Annotated in this window: 18 protein-coding genes; 16 read left to right on the top strand and 2 right to left on the bottom strand. The window is 66.9% G+C overall.

Annotated elements, in window-relative coordinates; translation table 11 throughout:
* Nucleotides 1-202 precede the first annotated feature (202 nt).
* Together BM353_RS06695 and BM353_RS06690 are read left to right on the top strand one after the other, a co-directional pair.
* Nucleotides 203-1,840, top strand: a complete 1,638-nt coding sequence (locus tag BM353_RS06695; protein WP_092078227.1) for a BCCT family transporter — start codon at nucleotides 203-205, stop codon at nucleotides 1,838-1,840.
* A gap of 172 nt (nucleotides 1,841-2,012) precedes the next feature.
* Entirely contained in the window at nucleotides 2,013-3,218 is a 1,206-nt protein-coding gene (locus BM353_RS06690) for an aminotransferase class V-fold PLP-dependent enzyme (protein WP_092078224.1), read from the top strand.
* Nucleotides 3,219-3,221: 3 nt separating this feature from the next.
* On the opposite strand, the gene BM353_RS06685 is transcribed toward BM353_RS06690, so the two are convergent.
* Entirely contained in the window at nucleotides 3,222-4,472 is a 1,251-nt protein-coding gene (locus tag BM353_RS06685) for a cytochrome b/b6 domain-containing protein (protein WP_092078221.1), read from the bottom strand.
* A gap of 204 nt (nucleotides 4,473-4,676) precedes the next feature.
* Here BM353_RS06685 and fabD point away from each other — a divergent pair, with 204 nt between their 5' ends.
* The 3 genes from fabD (at nucleotide 4,677) to BM353_RS06670 (ending at nucleotide 7,018) form a co-directional block, all read left to right on the top strand.
* The gene (gene fabD, locus BM353_RS06680; protein WP_092078218.1) at nucleotides 4,677-5,612 is read left to right on the top strand and encodes an ACP S-malonyltransferase; all 936 of its coding nucleotides are present in this window, start codon (nucleotides 4,677-4,679) and stop codon (nucleotides 5,610-5,612) included.
* A gap of 110 nt (nucleotides 5,613-5,722) precedes the next feature.
* Nucleotides 5,723-6,460 (top strand): 3-oxoacyl-[acyl-carrier-protein] reductase, encoded by a 738-nt coding sequence (gene fabG / locus BM353_RS06675; protein ID WP_092078214.1) that lies wholly within the window; start codon nucleotides 5,723-5,725, stop codon nucleotides 6,458-6,460.
* Between the two features lie 324 nt (nucleotides 6,461-6,784).
* On the top strand, nucleotides 6,785-7,018 hold the full coding sequence (locus tag BM353_RS06670) for an acyl carrier protein (RefSeq protein WP_092078211.1): 234 nt from the start codon (nucleotides 6,785-6,787) through the stop codon (nucleotides 7,016-7,018).
* Nucleotides 7,019-7,141: 123 nt separating this feature from the next.
* Here the strand turns inward: BM353_RS06670 and BM353_RS06665 are convergent, their stop codons facing one another.
* A complete protein-coding gene (locus tag BM353_RS06665; protein WP_177220468.1) occupies nucleotides 7,142-8,170 on the bottom strand; it encodes a PilZ domain-containing protein in 1,029 nt (342 codons plus the stop codon).
* Nucleotides 8,171-8,464: 294 nt separating this feature from the next.
* On the opposite strand from BM353_RS06665, the gene fabF reads away from it, so the two are divergent.
* The 11 genes from fabF (at nucleotide 8,465) to BM353_RS06615 (ending at nucleotide 17,819) form a co-directional block, all read left to right on the top strand.
* Complete coding sequence (gene fabF / locus BM353_RS06660; protein WP_092078205.1) at nucleotides 8,465-9,724, top strand: beta-ketoacyl-ACP synthase II; 1,260 nt, start codon at nucleotides 8,465-8,467, stop codon at nucleotides 9,722-9,724.
* Nucleotides 9,724-10,878, top strand: a complete 1,155-nt coding sequence (gene mltG, locus BM353_RS06655; RefSeq protein ID WP_092078202.1) for an endolytic transglycosylase MltG — start codon at nucleotides 9,724-9,726, stop codon at nucleotides 10,876-10,878. The genes fabF and mltG overlap by 1 nt, the downstream gene beginning before the upstream one ends.
* Before the next feature lie 446 nt (nucleotides 10,879-11,324).
* A complete protein-coding gene (locus BM353_RS17105; protein ID WP_245759589.1) occupies nucleotides 11,325-11,663 on the top strand; it encodes a hypothetical protein in 339 nt (112 codons plus the stop codon).
* A 103-nt stretch (nucleotides 11,664-11,766) separates the two neighbouring features.
* The gene (locus BM353_RS06650; protein ID WP_245759588.1) at nucleotides 11,767-12,948 is read left to right on the top strand and encodes a DNA-packaging protein; all 1,182 of its coding nucleotides are present in this window, start codon (nucleotides 11,767-11,769) and stop codon (nucleotides 12,946-12,948) included.
* Between the two features lie 123 nt (nucleotides 12,949-13,071).
* Nucleotides 13,072-14,256, top strand: coding sequence for a phage portal protein (locus BM353_RS06645; protein WP_177220467.1), 1,185 nt, complete (start codon nucleotides 13,072-13,074; stop codon nucleotides 14,254-14,256).
* On the top strand, nucleotides 14,249-14,467 hold the full coding sequence (locus BM353_RS06640; protein WP_092078194.1) for a GTA head formation protein, RCAP_rcc01685 family: 219 nt from the start codon (nucleotides 14,249-14,251) through the stop codon (nucleotides 14,465-14,467). The genes BM353_RS06645 and BM353_RS06640 overlap by 8 nt, the downstream gene beginning before the upstream one ends.
* An 83-nt stretch (nucleotides 14,468-14,550) precedes the next feature.
* Nucleotides 14,551-15,105 carry an HK97 family phage prohead protease gene (locus BM353_RS06635; protein WP_092078191.1) on the top strand — a complete coding sequence of 185 codons (555 nt, stop codon included), beginning with the start codon at nucleotides 14,551-14,553 and terminating at the stop codon, nucleotides 15,103-15,105.
* Between the two features lie 37 nt (nucleotides 15,106-15,142).
* Nucleotides 15,143-16,309, top strand: coding sequence for a phage major capsid protein (locus tag BM353_RS06630; RefSeq protein ID WP_092078188.1), 1,167 nt, complete (start codon nucleotides 15,143-15,145; stop codon nucleotides 16,307-16,309).
* Nucleotides 16,310-16,468: 159 nt separating this feature from the next.
* Nucleotides 16,469-17,068 carry a head-tail connector protein gene (locus BM353_RS06625; RefSeq protein ID WP_092078186.1) on the top strand — a complete coding sequence of 200 codons (600 nt, stop codon included), beginning with the start codon at nucleotides 16,469-16,471 and terminating at the stop codon, nucleotides 17,066-17,068.
* Nucleotides 17,065-17,412: a head-tail adaptor protein gene (locus tag BM353_RS06620; protein ID WP_092078183.1), complete on the top strand. Its 348-nt coding sequence runs from the start codon at nucleotides 17,065-17,067 to the stop codon at nucleotides 17,410-17,412. Before BM353_RS06625 ends, BM353_RS06620 begins: the two co-directional genes overlap by 4 nt.
* Nucleotides 17,409-17,819 (top strand): DUF3168 domain-containing protein, encoded by a 411-nt coding sequence (locus tag BM353_RS06615; RefSeq protein WP_092078180.1) that lies wholly within the window; start codon nucleotides 17,409-17,411, stop codon nucleotides 17,817-17,819. The genes BM353_RS06620 and BM353_RS06615 overlap by 4 nt, the downstream gene beginning before the upstream one ends.
* Nucleotides 17,820-17,840: the final 21 nt, after the last annotated feature.

Raw genomic sequence — 17,840 nt, 5'->3', positions numbered from 1 at the left:
GCGGGCTTGATCCGCTGGCCAGCGGCCTAGTCTTTAGGATAGGTCTGGGGGGCATGGGGCGCCGGCGGGCGGTTTTGGCCGCAGGGTCCGCCTGGCGGTTGCGCGCTGCCCCCATGTCATAAAACGACCCCCGCTCGCGGGGCTCCGGGCTGGCCCGGCGGCCCGGACGCAACGACGGGGGCACCAGAAGTGAGAGGGAAAGATGTCAGATACAACAACGCAACAGGGGATCCCCGAACCCAGCGGCGGGACGGAGATCATCGACACCGATTATGAAATCGGACAGGACAACATCGAACGGCAGATCGGCCCCTTGGGTCTCGACATCCACAACCCCGTCTTTGCGATTTCGGGGCTGATGGTGGTGCTCTTCGTGTTCTTCGCGCTGGCGCTGCCGGATCAGGCGAGCGCGATGTTCGGCTGGCTCCGGCCCTGGCTCACCAGCACGTTCGACTGGTTCTTCCTCGGCTCGGCCAATATTTTCGTGATTTTCTGCCTCTTTCTCATCGTCTCGCCCTGGGGCTCGGTGCGGCTCGGCGGCGATGGCGCGCGGCCCGACTATACCTATGCGGGCTGGTTCGCGATGCTCTTTGCCGCGGGCATGGGCATCGGGCTGATGTTCTACGGCGTCTCCGAGCCGCTGAGCCACTATGGCTCGGCCATTGGCGGCACCGCCGGTGAGGCCGGTGCGCGCACCGACTGGGCCCCCCTCGGCGCGGCGGCGGGCGACACCGAGGCAGCGATCCGGCTCGGCATGGCGGCGACGATCTTCCACTGGGGGCTGCACCCTTGGGCGATCTACGCGGTGGTGGCGCTGGCGCTGGCGCTCTTCAGCTATAACAAGGGGCTGCCGCTGACGATCCGCTCGGCCTTCTACCCGATCTTCGGCGAGCGGGTCTGGGGCTGGTGGGGCCACCTGATCGACATCGTCGCGGTGTTTGCCACGCTCTTCGGCCTTGCCACCTCCCTCGGCCTCGGCGCGACCCAGGCCAATGCCGGGCTCAACGCGCTCTTTGGCGTGCCCACCGGCTCGACGACCGAGGTCATCCTGATCTCGCTCATCACCGCCGTGGCGCTGGTCTCGGTGATCCGCGGGCTCGACGGGGGCGTGAAGGTGCTCTCGGAGATCAACATGGGGCTGGCGTTTCTGCTTCTGCTCTTTGTGCTGCTGATGGGCCCGACGGTTGCGATCCTGACCGGGTTTGGCGACAGCCTGCTGGCCTATATCCAGTACCTGCCGGCGCTGTCCAATCCGATCGGCCGCGAGGACGTGAACTTCAGCCAGGGCTGGACGGCGTTCTACTGGGCCTGGTGGGTGAGCTGGTCGCCCTTCGTGGGCATGTTCATCGCGCGGGTGTCGCGCGGCCGGACGGTGCGCGAGTTCGTGATCTGCGTGCTGCTGATCCCGTCGCTCGTCTGTGTGCTGTGGATGAGCGTCTTTGGCGGCGCGGCGATCCAGCAGGTGGTGCAGGACGGCGTGACCGCGGTGAGCGATGCGCCGCTGGAGCTCAAGCTCTTCGCGATGCTCGACGGAATGCCGCTGGCGGGGATCACGAGCTTCATCGGCATTGTGCTCGTGGTGGTCTTTTTCGTGACATCCTCGGACTCCGGCTCGCTGGTGATCGACACGATTACGGCGGGCGGCAAGGTCGATGCGCCGGTGCCGCAGCGTGTGTTCTGGTGCGTGTTCGAAGGGGCGGTCGCGATCGTGCTCCTGATCGGCGGCGGTCTCGGGGCGCTGCAGGCGATGGTGATTTCCACCGGGCTGCCCTTCACGCTGGTCCTGCTGGCGATGTGCTGGACGATCGTCCAGGGGCTGCGGGCCGAGCGCCGCGCCTGACCGACCAACGGCTCGCGCGGGTGGCCCCCGCGCGAGCCATACTGAAAGGTGCGCGACCGCGCACACGTGTTTGCCCTTTGGCAACGCGACGCATTTTCCCCATCATCCGCTTGACCTTGCCGGCCCGCGCGGGCTTCCTCTGCGCGAATGACCACGAGGCGGAGGGCGGGACATGGCGCTGGATCTGGAATTTGTGCGGGGACAGTTTCCCGCGTTTGCGGAGCCGTCACTGCGCGGCCAGGCGTTCTTCGAGAATGCGGGCGGGTCCTATACCTGCGCGCCGGTGATTGCGCGGCTGGAGCGGTTTTACCGGGAGCGCAAGGTCCAGCCCTACGGGCCCTATGCGGCGTCGCGGCTTGGCGGCGAGGAGATGGACGAGGCGCGGGTGCGGCTGGCGCAGTTGCTCGGGGTCGCGCGGGATGAGTTGAGCTTCGGGCCGTCGACCACGCAGAACACCTATGTGCTGGCGCAGGCCTTTGGCCAGATGCTGGCGCCGGGCGACGCGATCATCGTCACGAATCAGGATCACGAGGCCAATTCCGGCCCATGGCGGCGGCTGGAGCGGCTGGGGATCGAGGTCCGCGAGTGGCGGATGGATCCGGGCACCGGGCATCTCGACCCGGTGGCGCTGGAGGCGCTGATTGATGATCGGGTGCGGCTGGTGTGTTTTCCTCATTGCTCCAACGTGATCGGCGAGATCAACCCGGTGGGTGAGATCTGCGCCAAGCTGCGCGGGGCGGGGATCTGGTCTTGCGTTGACGGGGTGTCCTATGCGCCGCACGGGCTGCCCGATGTGGGGGCGCTCGGGGCCGATGTCTATCTCTTTTCGGCCTACAAGACCTATGGGCCGCATCAGGGGATCATGGTGTTGCGCCGCGCGCTCGGGGAGGCCTTGCCGAACCAGGGGCATTATTTCAACGAAGGTGCGCTCTACAAACGGCTCACGCCCGCGGGGCCCGATCACGCCCAGGTGGCCGCTTCGGCCGGGATGGCCGATTACTTCGATGCGCTGGCGCGGCATCACGGGCGCGCGGACGGGCGCGCGGCGCATGATCTGATGCGCGCGGCGGAGGTCGAGCGGATGGGGCCGCTTCTGGCCATGCTCGCGGGGCGCAATGATCTGCGGCTTCTGGGCCCGTCGGATCCCGAGGCGCGGGCGCCGACGATTGCGGTTGTGCCGGCGCGCCCCGCAGGGGAGATCGCGCGCGATCTGGCGGATCACGGGATCATGGCGGGCGGCGGCAGTTTCTATGCCGACCGCGCGCTGGAGGGGATCGGCGTGGCGCCGGATCCGGGCGTCTTGCGGCTGTCCTTCACGCATTACACCTCCGCCGCCGAGATCGAGCAGCTGATGGAGGCGTTGGAGGCGGTTCTCTGAGCGCTAGGGCGCGCGGTTGGCGGTGAGCTCCACCGAGACGGTCACGTCAAAGCCCAGGGTGCCCGCGTCGCTGACCGACTGGCCGATGCCGAAGGCGCGGCGGTCGAGCGTGGTGCGGCCGGACATGGTCGCGGTGTCGCCGTCGATGGTCAGGGTGAAGGGCAGGGTGACGGGCTCTTCCGTCCCCTTGAGGCTGAGCGTGCCCTGGGCCTCGAGCCCGTTGTCCCCCTCGATGATCTCGGCGGCAAAGCGTGCGGTCGGGTGGGTGTCCGCGTCGAAGTATTCCGCGCTCATGGCCTGGGACGTGACGCTGCCGAGGGTGAGGGAGGCGATGTCGATCGTGACATCGACCGTGCCTTTGTTCGGGCCGGCGGCCTCGGGGTCATAGGCGATATCGGCTTGCCAGGCGGCGAAGGAGCCGGCGATGGCGGCGCCCATCTGGACGACGTCGATCCCGAGCGTGCCGCTCTCGACGGTCCAGAGGGGGAGGTCGGATGCGGCGACGGGGTCGGTCTCGGGATCGGCGGCGCGCGCGGCGGGCGCTTGGGTGATCTCCTCCGGCTCGGCCGGGGTCAGCAGCCCGAGGCCGATGACCACCGTCGCGCCCCAAAGAGCAAACGCCGCGAGCAGGGGGGCCAGATGCGACGGGCCCGTGCCCGGCTGGCCCGCGGCGGTGCCCCGGGTCATGCGGGCCATGGTGGCATCGCGGTCGATCACGCTGTGTTTCAGGGCCCCGGCGATGTGGGCCGCGAGCGCGGCGTAGAGCACCCAGGCGGCGAGTTCGTGCAGGTGGGCGAAGGCTTCGGCGAGCGCGGCGCTCTTTGGCACGAGCGGCAGCGATTGGCCGAGGGGCCAGAGGATCGGGGCGTAGCCGTCTGTTGCGGCGTGGTGGATCCAGCCCGAGAGCGGCATGATGATCAGCGCGCCGTAAAGCGCCCAGTGGGCCGTCTCGGCCGCAAGCGTCTCCAGCCGGCGTTGCGGGTGCAGCGGGACGGGGCGCGGTTGGGTCAGGGCCCAAAGCAGCCGCGCGAGGGCGGTCACGAAAATGGCGATGCCGATGGTCTTGTGCAGCGAGAAGAGCTGGACCGCGCGGGAGATCTCGTCCTGCGAGGTCACGGTGCCGCGGCGGATCTCGTGGGCCAGATCGTTGGCGATGAGGCCAAGGGGGATGACGCTGAGCATCAGCAGCGCGGTCAGCCAGTGAAACGCGCGGGCGGCGGCGCCGTAGCTTTGGGCGGTGTTGGTGGCGGCCATGGGGAGACTCCGAACGTTGGGGCAGGACCTGAAACAAAAGATACGAGGCGCAGGTTTGCGCGCGGCGCGCCCCCTTGGCAAGGCACAGAGGCGGTGCGATGGCGCGCAGAGCGCCCATTCCCGTTGCGGCAGCCACGCGAGGTTGGTAATCAGGCGGCGAAACAGCGCGGAACCGCGCAGGACAATCGGGGGAGGGGCAGACCCATGAGCAAGGCATTCGTGTTTCCCGGGCAGGGCGCGCAGAGCATCGGGATGGGCCGCGATCTGGCCGAGGCTTACCCGGCGGCGCGGGCGGTGTTCGAGGAGGTCGACGAGGCCCTCGGCGAGGCGCTCTCGGCGCTGATCTGGGAGGGGGAGGCGGAGACGCTGACGCTGACCTCCAACGCCCAGCCGGCGCTGATGGCGATGTCGATCGCGACGCTCCGGGCGCTCGGCGCAGAGGGTGTGGCGATCACCGATGCGGGCTTTGTCGCGGGCCATTCTCTGGGCGAATATTCGGCGCTGGCCGCGGCCGGCGCGCTGAGCGTGACCGATGCGGCGCGGCTCTTGCGGCTGCGTGGCGAGGCGATGCAATCGGCCGTCCCGGTGGGACAGGGCGCGATGGCCGCGGTGCTCGGGCTCGACTTCGACGCCGTGACGGAGGTGGCCGCCGAGGCCGCTGCGGCGGGCGGTGTCTGCCAGGCCGCGAATGACAACGACCCCAAGCAGGTGGTGGTCTCGGGCGACACGGGGTCGGTGGAACGCGCGGTGGAGATCGCCAAGGCCAGGGGCGCGCGGCGGGCGATGCTGCTGCCGGTTTCGGCCCCGTTTCACTGCGCGCTGATGGCGCCCGCGGCGGAGGCCATGGCGGCGGCGCTGGCCGAGGCGGATATCCGGGCGCCGTTGGTGCCGGTGGTGGCCAATGTGCTGGCGCGGCCCATAAGCGATCCGGCGGAGATCAAGGCGCGGCTTGTCGAACAGGTCACGGGCCGGGTGCGCTGGCGCGAGAGCGTGGCGTGGATGGCCGGCGAGGGTGGCGTCACCGAGATCTGGGAAATCGGCGCGGGCAAGGCGCTCACGGGGATGGTCCGGCGGATCGCGCCGGATGTGGCCACGCGGGCCTTCGGCACGGTCGGGGATGTTGCAGCGCTGCGCAGCTGAGCGCACCGCCAGCCCCGGGGCGGGGGCGGAATTTTATCGATAAAATTCCGGCAAAATTCTGATTGATCAGAATTTTTTCGGGAGACCACGAGCGACGAGGAGAGGTGGGAATGTTTGATCTGAGCGGAAAGTCTGCGCTTGTGACCGGGGCGTCGGGCGGCATTGGCGGCGCGATTGCGCGCGGGCTTCATGCGGCCGGGGCGAGCGTGGGCTTGTCGGGCACGCGCGTGGAGCCGCTTGAGGCGCTGGCGGGCGAGCTTGGCGAGCGGGCGCATGTCCTGCCGTGCAATCTCGGCGACAGCGAGGCGGTGGACGCGCTGCCCAAGGCGGCGATTGCCGCGATGGGCGGGCTCGATATCCTGGTCAACAACGCCGGGATCACCCGCGACAACATTTTCATGCGCATGTCCGACGAGGAGTGGCAGGCCGTGCTCGATGTCAACCTCACCGCCGCGATGCGGCTCTGCCGGGGTGTCATGCGGCCGATGATGAAGGCCCGTTGGGGGCGGATCGTCAACATTTCCTCCGTGGTTGGCGCGACCGGCAATCCCGGTCAGGCCAACTATGCCGCCGCCAAGGCCGGGCTCATCGGGATGAGCAAGTCGATCGCCTATGAGGTCGCGTCGCGCGGGATCACCGTGAACGCCGTTGCGCCCGGGTTCATCGCCACGGCGATGACCGAGGGGCTCACTGACGACCAGAAGGAGAAGATCAGCGCGCAGATTCCCGCCGCCCGTATGGGCACGCCCGAAGAAATCGCGGCGGCCGTGCTTTATCTGGCCAGTCCCGAGGCGGGCTATGTCACGGGCACAACCCTGCACGTCAACGGCGGCATGGCGATGCTGTAGGCCGGACCGGAGTGGTTGCGGGAAGGCGTTTGGGATCAAGGGTATGCCGCGCATCGGGCGCGCCCAGGGCCCGGGCCCATCGCAGGCGCGCCACGATGCTTGCCGCAGGGGCGCCTGCCGGGTGCGTACGGTGGGTGAAACCGTTTGCGTTGGCGCGTTCATATGGTATAGGCGGCGCAGTCCGGCCCGGAGCGCAGCGTTGTGCTAAGGGCCTACCCGTATGGGAAAAACACCGCCCGTGAGGGCAGACCATGCCGTCCCGCATTGGCGGTCGGGCAAAGAAACGAAGGGTAGAAGGCCTTTCACACGAATGAGGATTGAGAGATGAGCGACGTTGCAGATCGCGTTAAGAAAATCGTAGTGGAGCACCTCGGTGTCGAAGAAGACAAGGTGACCGAATCCGCCTCCTTCATCGATGATCTGGGCGCCGACAGCCTCGACACCGTCGAGCTCGTCATGGCCTTCGAAGAAGAGTTCGGGATCGAGATCCCCGATGATGCGGCGGAAACCATCCAGACCTTTGGCGATGCGGTGAAATTCATCTCCAACGCCACCTGATCATTCGGCCCTGGCGGCCCCGCCGAACAGGCGGCGCGCGCGGGTAGGGCGGATCAGACGGACAGATTCAGGGGGGCGGTCGCTGCGGCGCACCGCCCCTTTTCCTTGCCGTTTGCCTCGGATTTACGCCTTGCTGCGGCGCCCCTGGGGGAGCCAACCCAAAAGCCCCGCCAGCGCCGCGCCGCGCGGCGGTTTGGCCGGGGGCAGGGCGCGCGAGGCCACGGGCAGATCGCTGTGGCGCAGGACCTTGGCGAATTCCACATCCGTCAGCCGGGGCAAGAACATCACCGCCCCATGGCGCGCGCGCATCCGGCGCAAAAGCGCGGTGCGGCGGATCTCGGCGGGCAGCGCGATATGGATCTCGTCGGGCAGCTCAACGGGCCGCGACAGGGCAAAGCGCGCGCCCTTGCGGGAGATGTCGAGTATGCGGATCGGGATGCCATCGGCCTCGATATGGACCTGCGCGGGCAGGCTGCAATTGACGCGGGGCGCCTCGCGCGCATCGTAATCGGGCAGGGCGTTGAGCGCCTGATAGCGCTTTTGCCGGCGCCGGGCCCAGACGACAAGGCTGAAGCAGATGCCCCAGAGGATGAAGGGCCGCACGCGCTCATGGGCCCAGATCCGCTGCACCGGTTTGAACAGATCGGTGAGAAAGCTCAGCCGGTCGCGCCAGCTTGGCGAGAGGCAACCCAGCGCCTTGTGATCGGCCTCGACCTGAAGCGCGCGGCGCAGGAAGGGCTCGGAGGTGATGAGTGCGGCGGCGGGGCTCGATCCGTTGATGGCCACGGTCTCGGCCACATCCGCATGGGCTGTCACGTGATCCTGCAGGCGTTCGCGATCAGGCACCGAGACGCTGGCGGGCAGGGCGCGCAGCGATTGGCGCGCGATCTCGATCTTGGTGCGATACTGGTCGATGAGCTGGAAGTGATCGATCCCGACGGCGACCTTGTGCGAGAGCGGATCGAGCGCGAGGATCTTGTCCATCACCTGACAGGCGGGCGTCGAGTTGACGGGCCCGGCGGGCGCCTCGGGCTTTTTCGCGCCGGCCGCCCAAGCGGGCGCGGCGAGGCAGAGCGCGGCGAGGACAGCAAGCGCGCGGGCCGTTTTCACGGGGCGCAGGGCGCGCCATGCCGTGGGCGGATATCTGGTCATTCGGATCATGCGCGCGACTGTGCCGGGCCAAGTTTTCCAAATCCTTGCCGGAGACGCGCGGAAAAGGGGAAAAATAGATAAAAGGCAGCAGGTTGCCGCGGCACGCGCTTGGGTAGCAGGGTCTGGGCGGGGCCCGGGTGGGCCCCGGACGTGGTTGGACCAGTCTTCTGCGCCACCTCCTCGGTCGCGGCAAGGCGCCGAGGCGCGGGGCGTGCTTGCGCGGTGGCTTGCGGGCGGGGCGGTTTTGCCTGTATTCACGGGTCCGAAGCACGAGGTCACGGAGAGGGCAAACAGATGCGTCGAGTGGTTGTCACCGGATTGGGATTGGTCACGCCGCTGGCCTGTGGGGTCGAGGAAAGCTGGGCACGGATCCTTGAGGGGAAGTCCGGCGCGGGCACGATATCGCGCTTTGACGCGAGCCATCTGGGCACGACCTACGCCTGCGAGGTCCCCTATGGCGACGGCAGCGACGGCACGTTCAACCCCGATGACTGGATGGCGCCGAAAGAGCGCCGCAAGGTCGACACATTTATCCTCTATGGCATGGCTGCGGCGCAGCAGGCGGTCGAGGATTCGGGCTGGACGCCGGAGGACCGCGAGAGCCTTGAGCGCACCGGCGTCATGATCGGCTCCGGCATCGGCGGGCTTGAGAGCATCGCCGAGACCGCGATTCTCATCCGCGAGAAAGGGCCGCGGCGGGTCTCGCCCTTCTTCATCCCCGGCTCGCTCATCAACCTGATCTCCGGTCAGGTCTCGATCAAATACGGCTTCAAGGGCCCGAACCACGCGGTGGTCACGGCCTGTTCGACCGGCGCCCATGCGATCGGCGATGCCTCGCGGCTCATCCAGCATGGCGATGCGGATGTGATGGTCGCCGGCGGGGCCGAGGCGGCGATCTGCGAGGTCGGCATTGCCGGGTTCAACGCCTGCAAGGCGCTCTCGACCAAGCGCGGGGATGAGCCCGAGAAGGCCAGCCGGCCCTATGACGCGGACCGCGACGGCTTCGTCATGGGCGAGGGCGCGGGCGTTGTCGTGCTGGAGGAATACGAGCACGCCAAGGCGCGCGGGGCCAAGATCTATGCCGAGGTGCTGGGCTATGGGCTTTCGGGCGATGCCTATCACATTACAGCGCCGTCCGAGAGTGGCGAGGGCGGCGAGCGCTCCATGCGCGCGGCGCTCAACAACGCCGGGCTGGAGCCGGGGGACATCGACTATATCAATGCGCATGGCACGAGCACCATGGCCGACGTGATCGAGCTTGGTGCGGTCGAGCGGCTTTTGGGCGATGCGGCCAGCGGCGTGACCATGTCCTCGACCAAGTCCTCCACCGGGCACCTGCTCGGCGCGGCGGGCGCGATCGAGGCGATCTTCTCGATCCTCGCGGTGCGCGATCAGGTCGCGCCGCCGACGATCAACCTCGACACGCCTGCCGTCGAGACGTCCATTGACCTTGCGCCCAACGCCAAGCGCGAGCGCAAGATCGACGTGGCGCTCTCCAACAGTTTCGGCTTCGGCGGGACCAACGCATCGGTGATCGTCGGAAAACTGCGCTGATGTGGCGCCATATCGCAGCCAATGCGCTGACCCTGCTGATCGTCGTCATCTTCATGGCGGGCGGCGCGGTGATCTGGGGCAAGCAGCAATATGACGCGGCCGGTCCGCATGAGATCGGGATCTGCATTCAGGTCCCCTCCGGCGGGCGCATGGGCGCGGTGTCGGAGGATCTGGCGTCCAAGGGCGCGATTTCCAATGCGCTGATCTTCCGGCTCGGCGCGGATTACACCGACAAGACGCAAGCGCTCAAGGCGGGCAGCTTTCTCATCCCCGAGGGGGCGAGCATGCGCGAGATCACCGACATCATCACCCGCGGCGGGCCCAACAACTGCGGGACAGAGGTGGTGTATCGCGTCGGGATCGCGCGGATCATCGGCGAGGTGCGCGAGCTGGACCCGGCCACCGGGCGGATGAATGAGGTGGCGGAATTCGATCTGGCGGACGAGGCGCGGCCCGAGGCCTATGAGACCGTGCGGGCCGAGGATTTCACGCAATACAGGCTGGTCGTGGCCGAAGGGGTCACGAGCTGGCAGGTGGTCGAGGCGCTCAAGGCGATCGAGCCGCTGGAGGGCGAGATCGCCGAGGTGCCGGCCGAGGGCAGCCTTGCGCCCGACAGCTATGCGTTGCGCGAGGGGGACGACCGTAGCGCGATCCTCGAAATGATGGCCGCGCGGCAGGCGAGCTGGCTCGCCGAGGCCTGGGCGGGCCGTCAGGAGGACTTGCCGCTGGAGAGCCCGGAGGAGGCGCTGATCCTGGCCTCGATCGTCGAGAAGGAGACCGGCATCGCCGAGGAACGCGCGCTGGTCGCGAGCGTCTTCATCAACCGGCTCACGCGCGGGATGCGGCTGCAGACGGACCCGACCGTGATCTATGGCATCACGCAGGGGCAGGGCGTGCTGGGGCGCGGGCTGCGCCGGAGCGAGCTTGACGCCGCGACACCCTACAACACCTATCAGATCGACGGCCTGCCGCCGACACCCATCGCCAACCCCGGCCGCGCCGCGATCCGCGCCGCGCTCAACCCGGCCGAGAGCGACTTTGTCTACTTCGTCGCCGACGGCACCGGCGGCCACGCCTTCGCCCGGACGCTCGACGAGCACAACCGGAACGTCGCCGAATGGCGGCGAATCGAGGCCGAGCGCGCGAATCAATAGCGTCAGCTTATGCGAATCGGGGGTGCGGCGGGGTGAATTTGCCGCGTCGCCCCCCGCCTCGGGCCGCCCTCGTCTTTACCTTTTGATCACGATCCGGGAGCCGGTGGGGCGGGGTTAATCACCCCCCACCGCACGGTGCGGTGTGATTTCCGAAATATGAAGCGCAGTATCTTGTATCCTGCCCGCCGATGACCCGTCACATGAGCGCCAATTTCGGCTATATCACTATATATATCTATGGGCCGCGATTAGGAAAAATTTAATAGTACCGTACGGTTAGGGCTCGAAGCTCATGTATTTAGCGCTTGACTCACCGAACGCTGTTTCGTACAAATAAGACAAGCTGGAAGAAGTGGGTAAGCGGCCCCGGAGGCAACTCCGAGGCCGTTTTCTATTTCGCTCGTGCGGAGGTCATAAAAAAACTCCCATGAGAGGTAACAGAGCAGATGGCATTGATCACCGAACAAGAGCGCCCCGCGATCGAGGAAACCCGTATCGAGGAGCTTTTCGAAACGATCTCAAGTCTGGCAAGCACGCTGAAACTCGCTGAGAACCTGCTGGAGCAGGAAACTTATGACGTCGCCAAGGAGACGCAGAAGTATCTCAACGATGTGCGGGCTGCCTTCAAGCAAGCGGTAGACCTGGAGAAACTCCTCAATGCGGAACGCAAGCAACGATCAAGCGCAGCCGCCGGCTACGCCCTCGATCTCGGAGCAGCCCGATCTCAGATCGGGTGCCGATTGGCTAAGCTCCGCGTCAGAAAGTGTTGCAAAGGAGTTTCTTGACTCGCTGACCGAGGGGGAGCTTCTCGCTCTCCCTTATCTCTTCGAGTTTTGGGCATTGCCGCATCAGCTTCCGCCAGAGGGGAACTGGCGGAGTTGGATAATCATGGGTGGTCGCGGGGCAGGCAAGACCCGCGCGGGCTCGGAGTGGGTGCGTAGCATGGTCGAGGGTGACAAGCCCGAAGATCCAGGCCGCGCACGGCGTGTGGCCCTGATCGGGGAAACCCTCGATCAGGCACGCGAGGTGATGATTTTTGGCGAGAGCGGGATACTGGCCTGCTCTCCGCCGGACCGGGTGCCGGTATGGGAGGCGAGCCGCAAGCGGCTTGTCTGGCCGAACGGCGCGACGGCGCAAGTGTTTTCGGCCCATGATCCGGAAAGCCTCCGGGGGCCCCAGTTCGACGCCGCCTGGGCCGATGAACTGGCCAAGTGGAAGAAGGCGGAAGAAACATGGGACATGTTGCAGTTCGGGCTTCGGCTCGGGGATCTGCCTCAGGCCTGTGTGACGACAACGCCGCGCAACGTGGCGGTGTTGAAGGATTTGCTGGAACGCGACAGCTCGGTCGTGACCCATGCGCCGACCGAGGCGAACGCGGCCTATCTTGCCGAGAGTTTTCTCGAGGAGGTGCGGCGGCGCTATGACGGGACGCGGCTTGGCCGGCAGGAGCTTGACGGCATCCTGCTCGACGAGGCCGAGGGCGCCTTCTGGACGCTTGGCGCGCTCGAGGCGAGCCGCGTGGCGGAGGCTCCGGCGCTGGATCGGATCCTCGTCGCGGTCGACCCGCCGGTGACGGGCCATGGCCAGTCGGATGAATGCGGCATCGTGGTCGCCGGTCTGGTGGCCGAGGGCCCGCCGCAGGAGTGGCGCGCCTATGTGTTGGCGGACCGCACGGTGCAGGGTCTGGGCCCGACGGGCTGGGCCAAGGCGGTGGTCGAGGCGGCGGCGGAGTTCGGCGCGGATCGGGTTGTCGCCGAGGTGAACCAGGGCGGCGATCTGGTGGAGACGGTGTTGCGGCAGGTTGATCCGCTGTTGCCGTTTACCAAGGTCCACGCCAGCCGGGGCAAGGCCGCACGGGCCGAGCCGGTCGCGGCGCTTTATGAGCAGGGCCGGGTGCATCATCTGAAGGATCTCGGCGATCTGGAGGACCAGATGTGCAAGATGACCGCGCAGGGCTACACCGGTCGGGGTAGCCCGGATCGGGTCGATGCGATGGTCTGGGCGCTGACCGAGCTGATGATCGGCCCGGCGGCGCAGTGGCGCCAGCCGCGGATGCGGATCATCGTCTGATCCCGCAGCGCCGCCCGTCTGGGCGATGCGTTCAGGACAATTCGACAGGAAGCAGGCGGGGAGATCCCCGCGAAAGGTCGGTCGCGCAGGTGACGGGCGTCAGAGCTATGCAAGGAGATTGGGATGTTTGACTTCCTCAAACGGGGCGGGTCCGGGCCGGTGCCCGAGACCAAGGCGAGCGCGGCGGGCCGCGTGGTGGCCTGGGGCAGCGCGGGACGCGTCGCCTGGAGCCCGCGCGATGCGGTCTCGCTCACGCGGACGGGGTTCACTGGCAATCCCATCGGGTTCCGGTCGGTCAAACTCATCGCCGAAGCCGCCGCCGCCCTGCCGCTCGTGCTGCAGGATTCGGTCCAGCGCTACGAGACGCATCCGGTGTTGTCGCTGATCCTTCGGCCCAATCCGGCGCAGGGCAAAGCGGAGCTCTTCGAGTCCCTCTATGGTCAGCTGCTGCTCAACGGCAACGGCTACATGGAAGCGGTGGGCGAGAACGGCGCGACGCCGGGGGAGCTGCACGTGTTGCGCTCGGATCGGATGTCGGTCGTGCCCGGCGCGGACGGCTGGCCGGTCGCCTACGAATACGAGGTCAGCGGCCGCAAGCACCGGTTTTCGATGACCGAGGGCGCAACGCCGGTCTGCCACATTCGCAATTTTCATCCTCAGGATGACCACTACGGCCTTTCGCCAATGCAGGCCGCGGCCACGGCGATCGACGTGCACAACAGCGCGTCGCGCTGGTCCAAGGGTCTGCTCGACAATGCGGCGCGGCCCTCGGGCGCGATCGTCTATTCGGGGCCGGATGGCTCCGGCAGCATGGCGCAGGATCAATATGACCGGCTCGTGAACGAGATGGAGGCCAACTATCAGGGCGCGCGGAATGCGGGCCGGCCGATGCTGCTCGAAGGCGGGCTCGATTGGAAGCCGATGGGGTTCTCGCCTTCCGACATGGAATTTCAGAAGACCAAGGAAGCCGCGGCGCGGGAGATTGCGGTGGCCTTTGGCGTGCCGCCGATGTTGCTGGGGATCCCGGGGGACGCGACCTACGCGAATTACCAGGAAGCCAACCGTGCTTTCTATCGCCTCACGGTCCTGCCGCTGGCGACGCGGGTGACGGCGGCGATTTCCTATTGGATCGCGGGGATCACCGGCGAGGAGATCGGGCTCCGGCCGGACCTCGATCAGATCCCGGCCCTTGCGTCGGAGCGCGACCAGCAATGGCGCCGCGTGGCCGAGGCGGGGTTCCTGACCGATGCCGAGAAACGCGCGCTGCTGGGGCTGCCGGCGCTCGCGGAAGGAGAGGGCGATGCCTGACGGCGTGGAAAGCTTCGAATGCGCGCCGGGATTGCGGCTCGAGGCACATGAGCGACTCGTGGCGCTTCAGTTCCAGAATTCGGTGGAACGGCTTGAGCGTCTCGAGGCGATGATCGAACGGATCGAGAAGCGGCTTTGGCTCGCGGTCTACGGCGCGCTGGCCGCAATCCTCGGCCAGGCCTTCCAATCCTTGCTTACGGCGGTGCCGTAGGGCCCCGGAAATTGATCAATCAATTTCCGGCCCGGATTTTGATTGATCAAAATCCGGCTCCCCGACAAACACAGGAGACACACATGACCCAAGACATGGGGCTCGAACGCAAATTCTGCCGGATCGACGGAACCGAGGTTTCGACCGACGGGAAGACGATTTCCGGCTACGCCAGCCATTTCGGCGCCTGCGACCAGGGCGGCGATATTGTGCAGCGCGGAGCCTATGCGGCTTCGCTCTCCCGTCTGACGACGGAGGGCCGGGCGGTCAAGATGCTCTGGCAGCACGATCCGGCGCAGCCCATCGGCATCTGGGACGAGGTCCGTGAGGATGAGCGCGGGCTGTTCGTGAAGGGCCGTATTCTGGACAGCGTCGAGCGGGGTCGCGAGGCGCGTGCTCTCATCGACGCCGGCGCGATCGACGGGCTGTCGATCGGCTATCGGACGCTCAAGGCGACCAAGAACACCAAGGGCCAGCGGCTCTTGACGGAACTGGAGCTCTGGGAGGTCTCGCTTGTGACCTTCCCGATGCTTCCCAGTGCGCGGGTGCAGGCGAAGGGCGAAGAGCCCGTGGCCGGCGCCTTGCGTGACATGGCGCTGCTGTTTGAGCAGGCACGCCGCGAGCTGGCGGGCGACTGACCCGCTTTTACCAACCCGAGTACGAGGGGAATCCCCAATGACCGACAGCAATGCTCGGGCCGCCGGTGGCGTGTCCGAAGTGGCCGAGGCTGTTTCCAGTTTTGTAAGCGACCTCAAGGGCTTCAAGGCCGACCTCACATCGAAACTAAAGCAACAGGATGAAAAACTGACCATGATCGAACGCAAGAATTTCGCCCCCGCGCGTCCCGCACTCAGCGCTGCCGTCGAAGCCGAGGTCCCGCACAAGAAGGCGTTTTCCGCCTATCTGCGCAGCGGTGATGACGATGGGCTGCGTGGGCTGGAGCTCGATGGCAAATCGCTGAATACTTCGGTGGCGGGTGACGGCGGCTATCTTGTCGATCCGTCCACCTCCGAGACCATCCGCTCCGCGCTCGGCACGACCGCCTCGCTGCGGGCCGTGGCCAATGTCGTGAACGTCGAGGCGACCTCCTACGACATGCTCGTCGACCATACCGATCTCGGCCATGGCTGGGCCACCGAGACCGGCGCGCTCGCCGAGACCGACACGCCCAAGATCGACCGCATCTCGATCCCGCTGCACGAGCTTTCGGCCCTGCCCAAGGCTTCTCAGCGTCTGCTGGATGACAGCGCGTTCGATGTCGAGACCTGGCTCGCCACGCGCATCGCCGAGAAATTCGCCCGTGCCGAAGCGGCGGCCTTTGTCTCCGGCGACGGCCTCGACAAGCCCAAGGGTTTCCTCGCCCATAACGCGGTCGACAACGGGTCCTGGACCTGGGGCAATCTTGGCTATGTAGCCACCGGCGTCGACGGTGATCTCGGCGGCTCCGAGAAGATCATCGAACTGGTCTACGCCCTCGGTGCGCAGTACCGCGCCAACGGCACCTTCGTGATGAACTCCAAGACTGCCGGTGCGATCCGCCAGCTCAAGGATGCCAACGGCCGCTTCCTGTGGTCCGACGGTCTGGCGGCGGGCGAGCCCGCGCGTCTTCTGGGCTATCCGGTGCTGATCGCGGAAGACATGCCGGACATCGCGGCGGATGCGACGCCGATCGCCTTTGGTGACTTCTCGGCGGGCTACACCGTCGCCGAACGTCCCGATCTGCGCATCCTGCGGGATCCCTTCTCGGCCAAGCCCAACGTCATCTTCTACGCCACCAAGCGCGTCGGCGGTGATGTGAGCGACTTCTCGGCCATCAAACTGCTGAAATTCGCCGCCTCCTAAAGGCTGCGATAGGGCGGTGCCATCCGGCGCCGCCTGCCTTCGGATGCGTGTCCGACCTACGCGGGTGTTGTCTAGCTGCTTCCCCTCCGTCCGAGCAATATCCGCCGGGCACGCATCCGATCCAACCGTCCCGGGGGGGCGCATTTTCGGAGAACCTTCATGATGCTCGTCGAAGAGACAGCGGTGCCGGCCGAGGCCCTTCCGGTCGCGGAATTCAAGGCGCACCTGCGGCTGGGAACCGGCTTTGCCGATGATTCACTCCAGGACCAGGTCCTGCAGAGTTTCCTCAGGGCCGCCATGGCCGCGATTGAATCCCGCACCGGGAAGATCCTGATCACCCGGGACTTTTCCTGGAGCCTCACCGCGTGGCGCGCCGCCGAAGCCCAGGCGCTTCCCGTGGCCCCCGTGGACCAGTTGATTGAGGTGTCGATCATGGACCGGCTGGGCGAAGAGACCTTGTTGGACCCGGAGAGCTACTGGCTCGAAAAGGACAGCCAGCGCCCGCGCCTGAGGCCGCGCGGGGCCTTTTTGCCGTCGATCCCGACCGGCGGGACCTGCGAGGTGGTCTTTACCGCGGGCTTCGGGCCCTGGTCAGCGATCCCGGCCGATCTGGCGCAGGCGGTTATGCTTCTGGCCTCGCACTACTACGAATATCGCGACAACCAGTCGCTTTCGGCGGGTTGCATGCCCTTCGGTGTCACCTCACTGATCGAACGCTACAAGACCGTCCGGCTCTTTGCCGGGGGTGGCGCGGCATGAGCGCGGCGGACCCCATCCGGCTAAACCGTCCGCTCATTCTCGAGACGCTGGAGCGTGTCGAGGACGGGGCGGGCGGATACTCCGAGAGCTGGACCACGCTGGGGACGCTCTGGGCCGAAGTGCGCGCGCGCAGCGGGCGCGAAAGCGCAGGGGCCGCAGCGCCACTCTCGACGGTCCCATACATCATCACGGTGCGCGCCGCGCCTTTCGATGCCCCGTCCCGGCCGCGCGCCGGGCAGCGGTTTCGCAGCGGCAGCCGGCTCTTTCCGATCCTCGCGGTGGCGGAGGACGATCCGGGCGAGCGCTATCTGACCTGCTTCACCCAAGAGGAGATTGTGGCATGAGCTATGGCGTTTCGGCCGCGCTTCAGGCGGCGGTCTTCCAACATCTGGCGGCTGATGCGGATATTTCCGCGGCCACCGGCGGCGCGATTTACGATGCGATGCCGCCCGGCGCGGTCCCCGACACTTACGTGACGCTCGGGCCGGAAGAGGTTCAGGACCGCTCGGACATCTCGGCGCGCGGGGCCGAGCATCGGTTCACCGTCTCGGTGGTGACCGACACGGCCGGGTTCGCCAAGGCCAAGACCATCGCCGGCGCGATCGGCGATGCGCTCGACGGGCCCGCCCTGACACTGTCGCGCGGCCGGCTGGTCTCATTGAACTTCACGCGCGCCGTTGCGCGTCGCGGCGACAATGGCGCCGAACGGCGCATCGATCTGACGTTTCGCGCGCGGGTCGAAGACGACTGAATTCTTATCAAATCGGAGGTG

The organism is Poseidonocella sedimentorum (genome assembly GCF_900116005.1).
GTDB lineage: Bacteria > Pseudomonadota > Alphaproteobacteria > Rhodobacterales > Rhodobacteraceae > Poseidonocella > Poseidonocella sedimentorum.
This window is presented reverse-complemented; position numbering and strand designations above follow the sequence as displayed.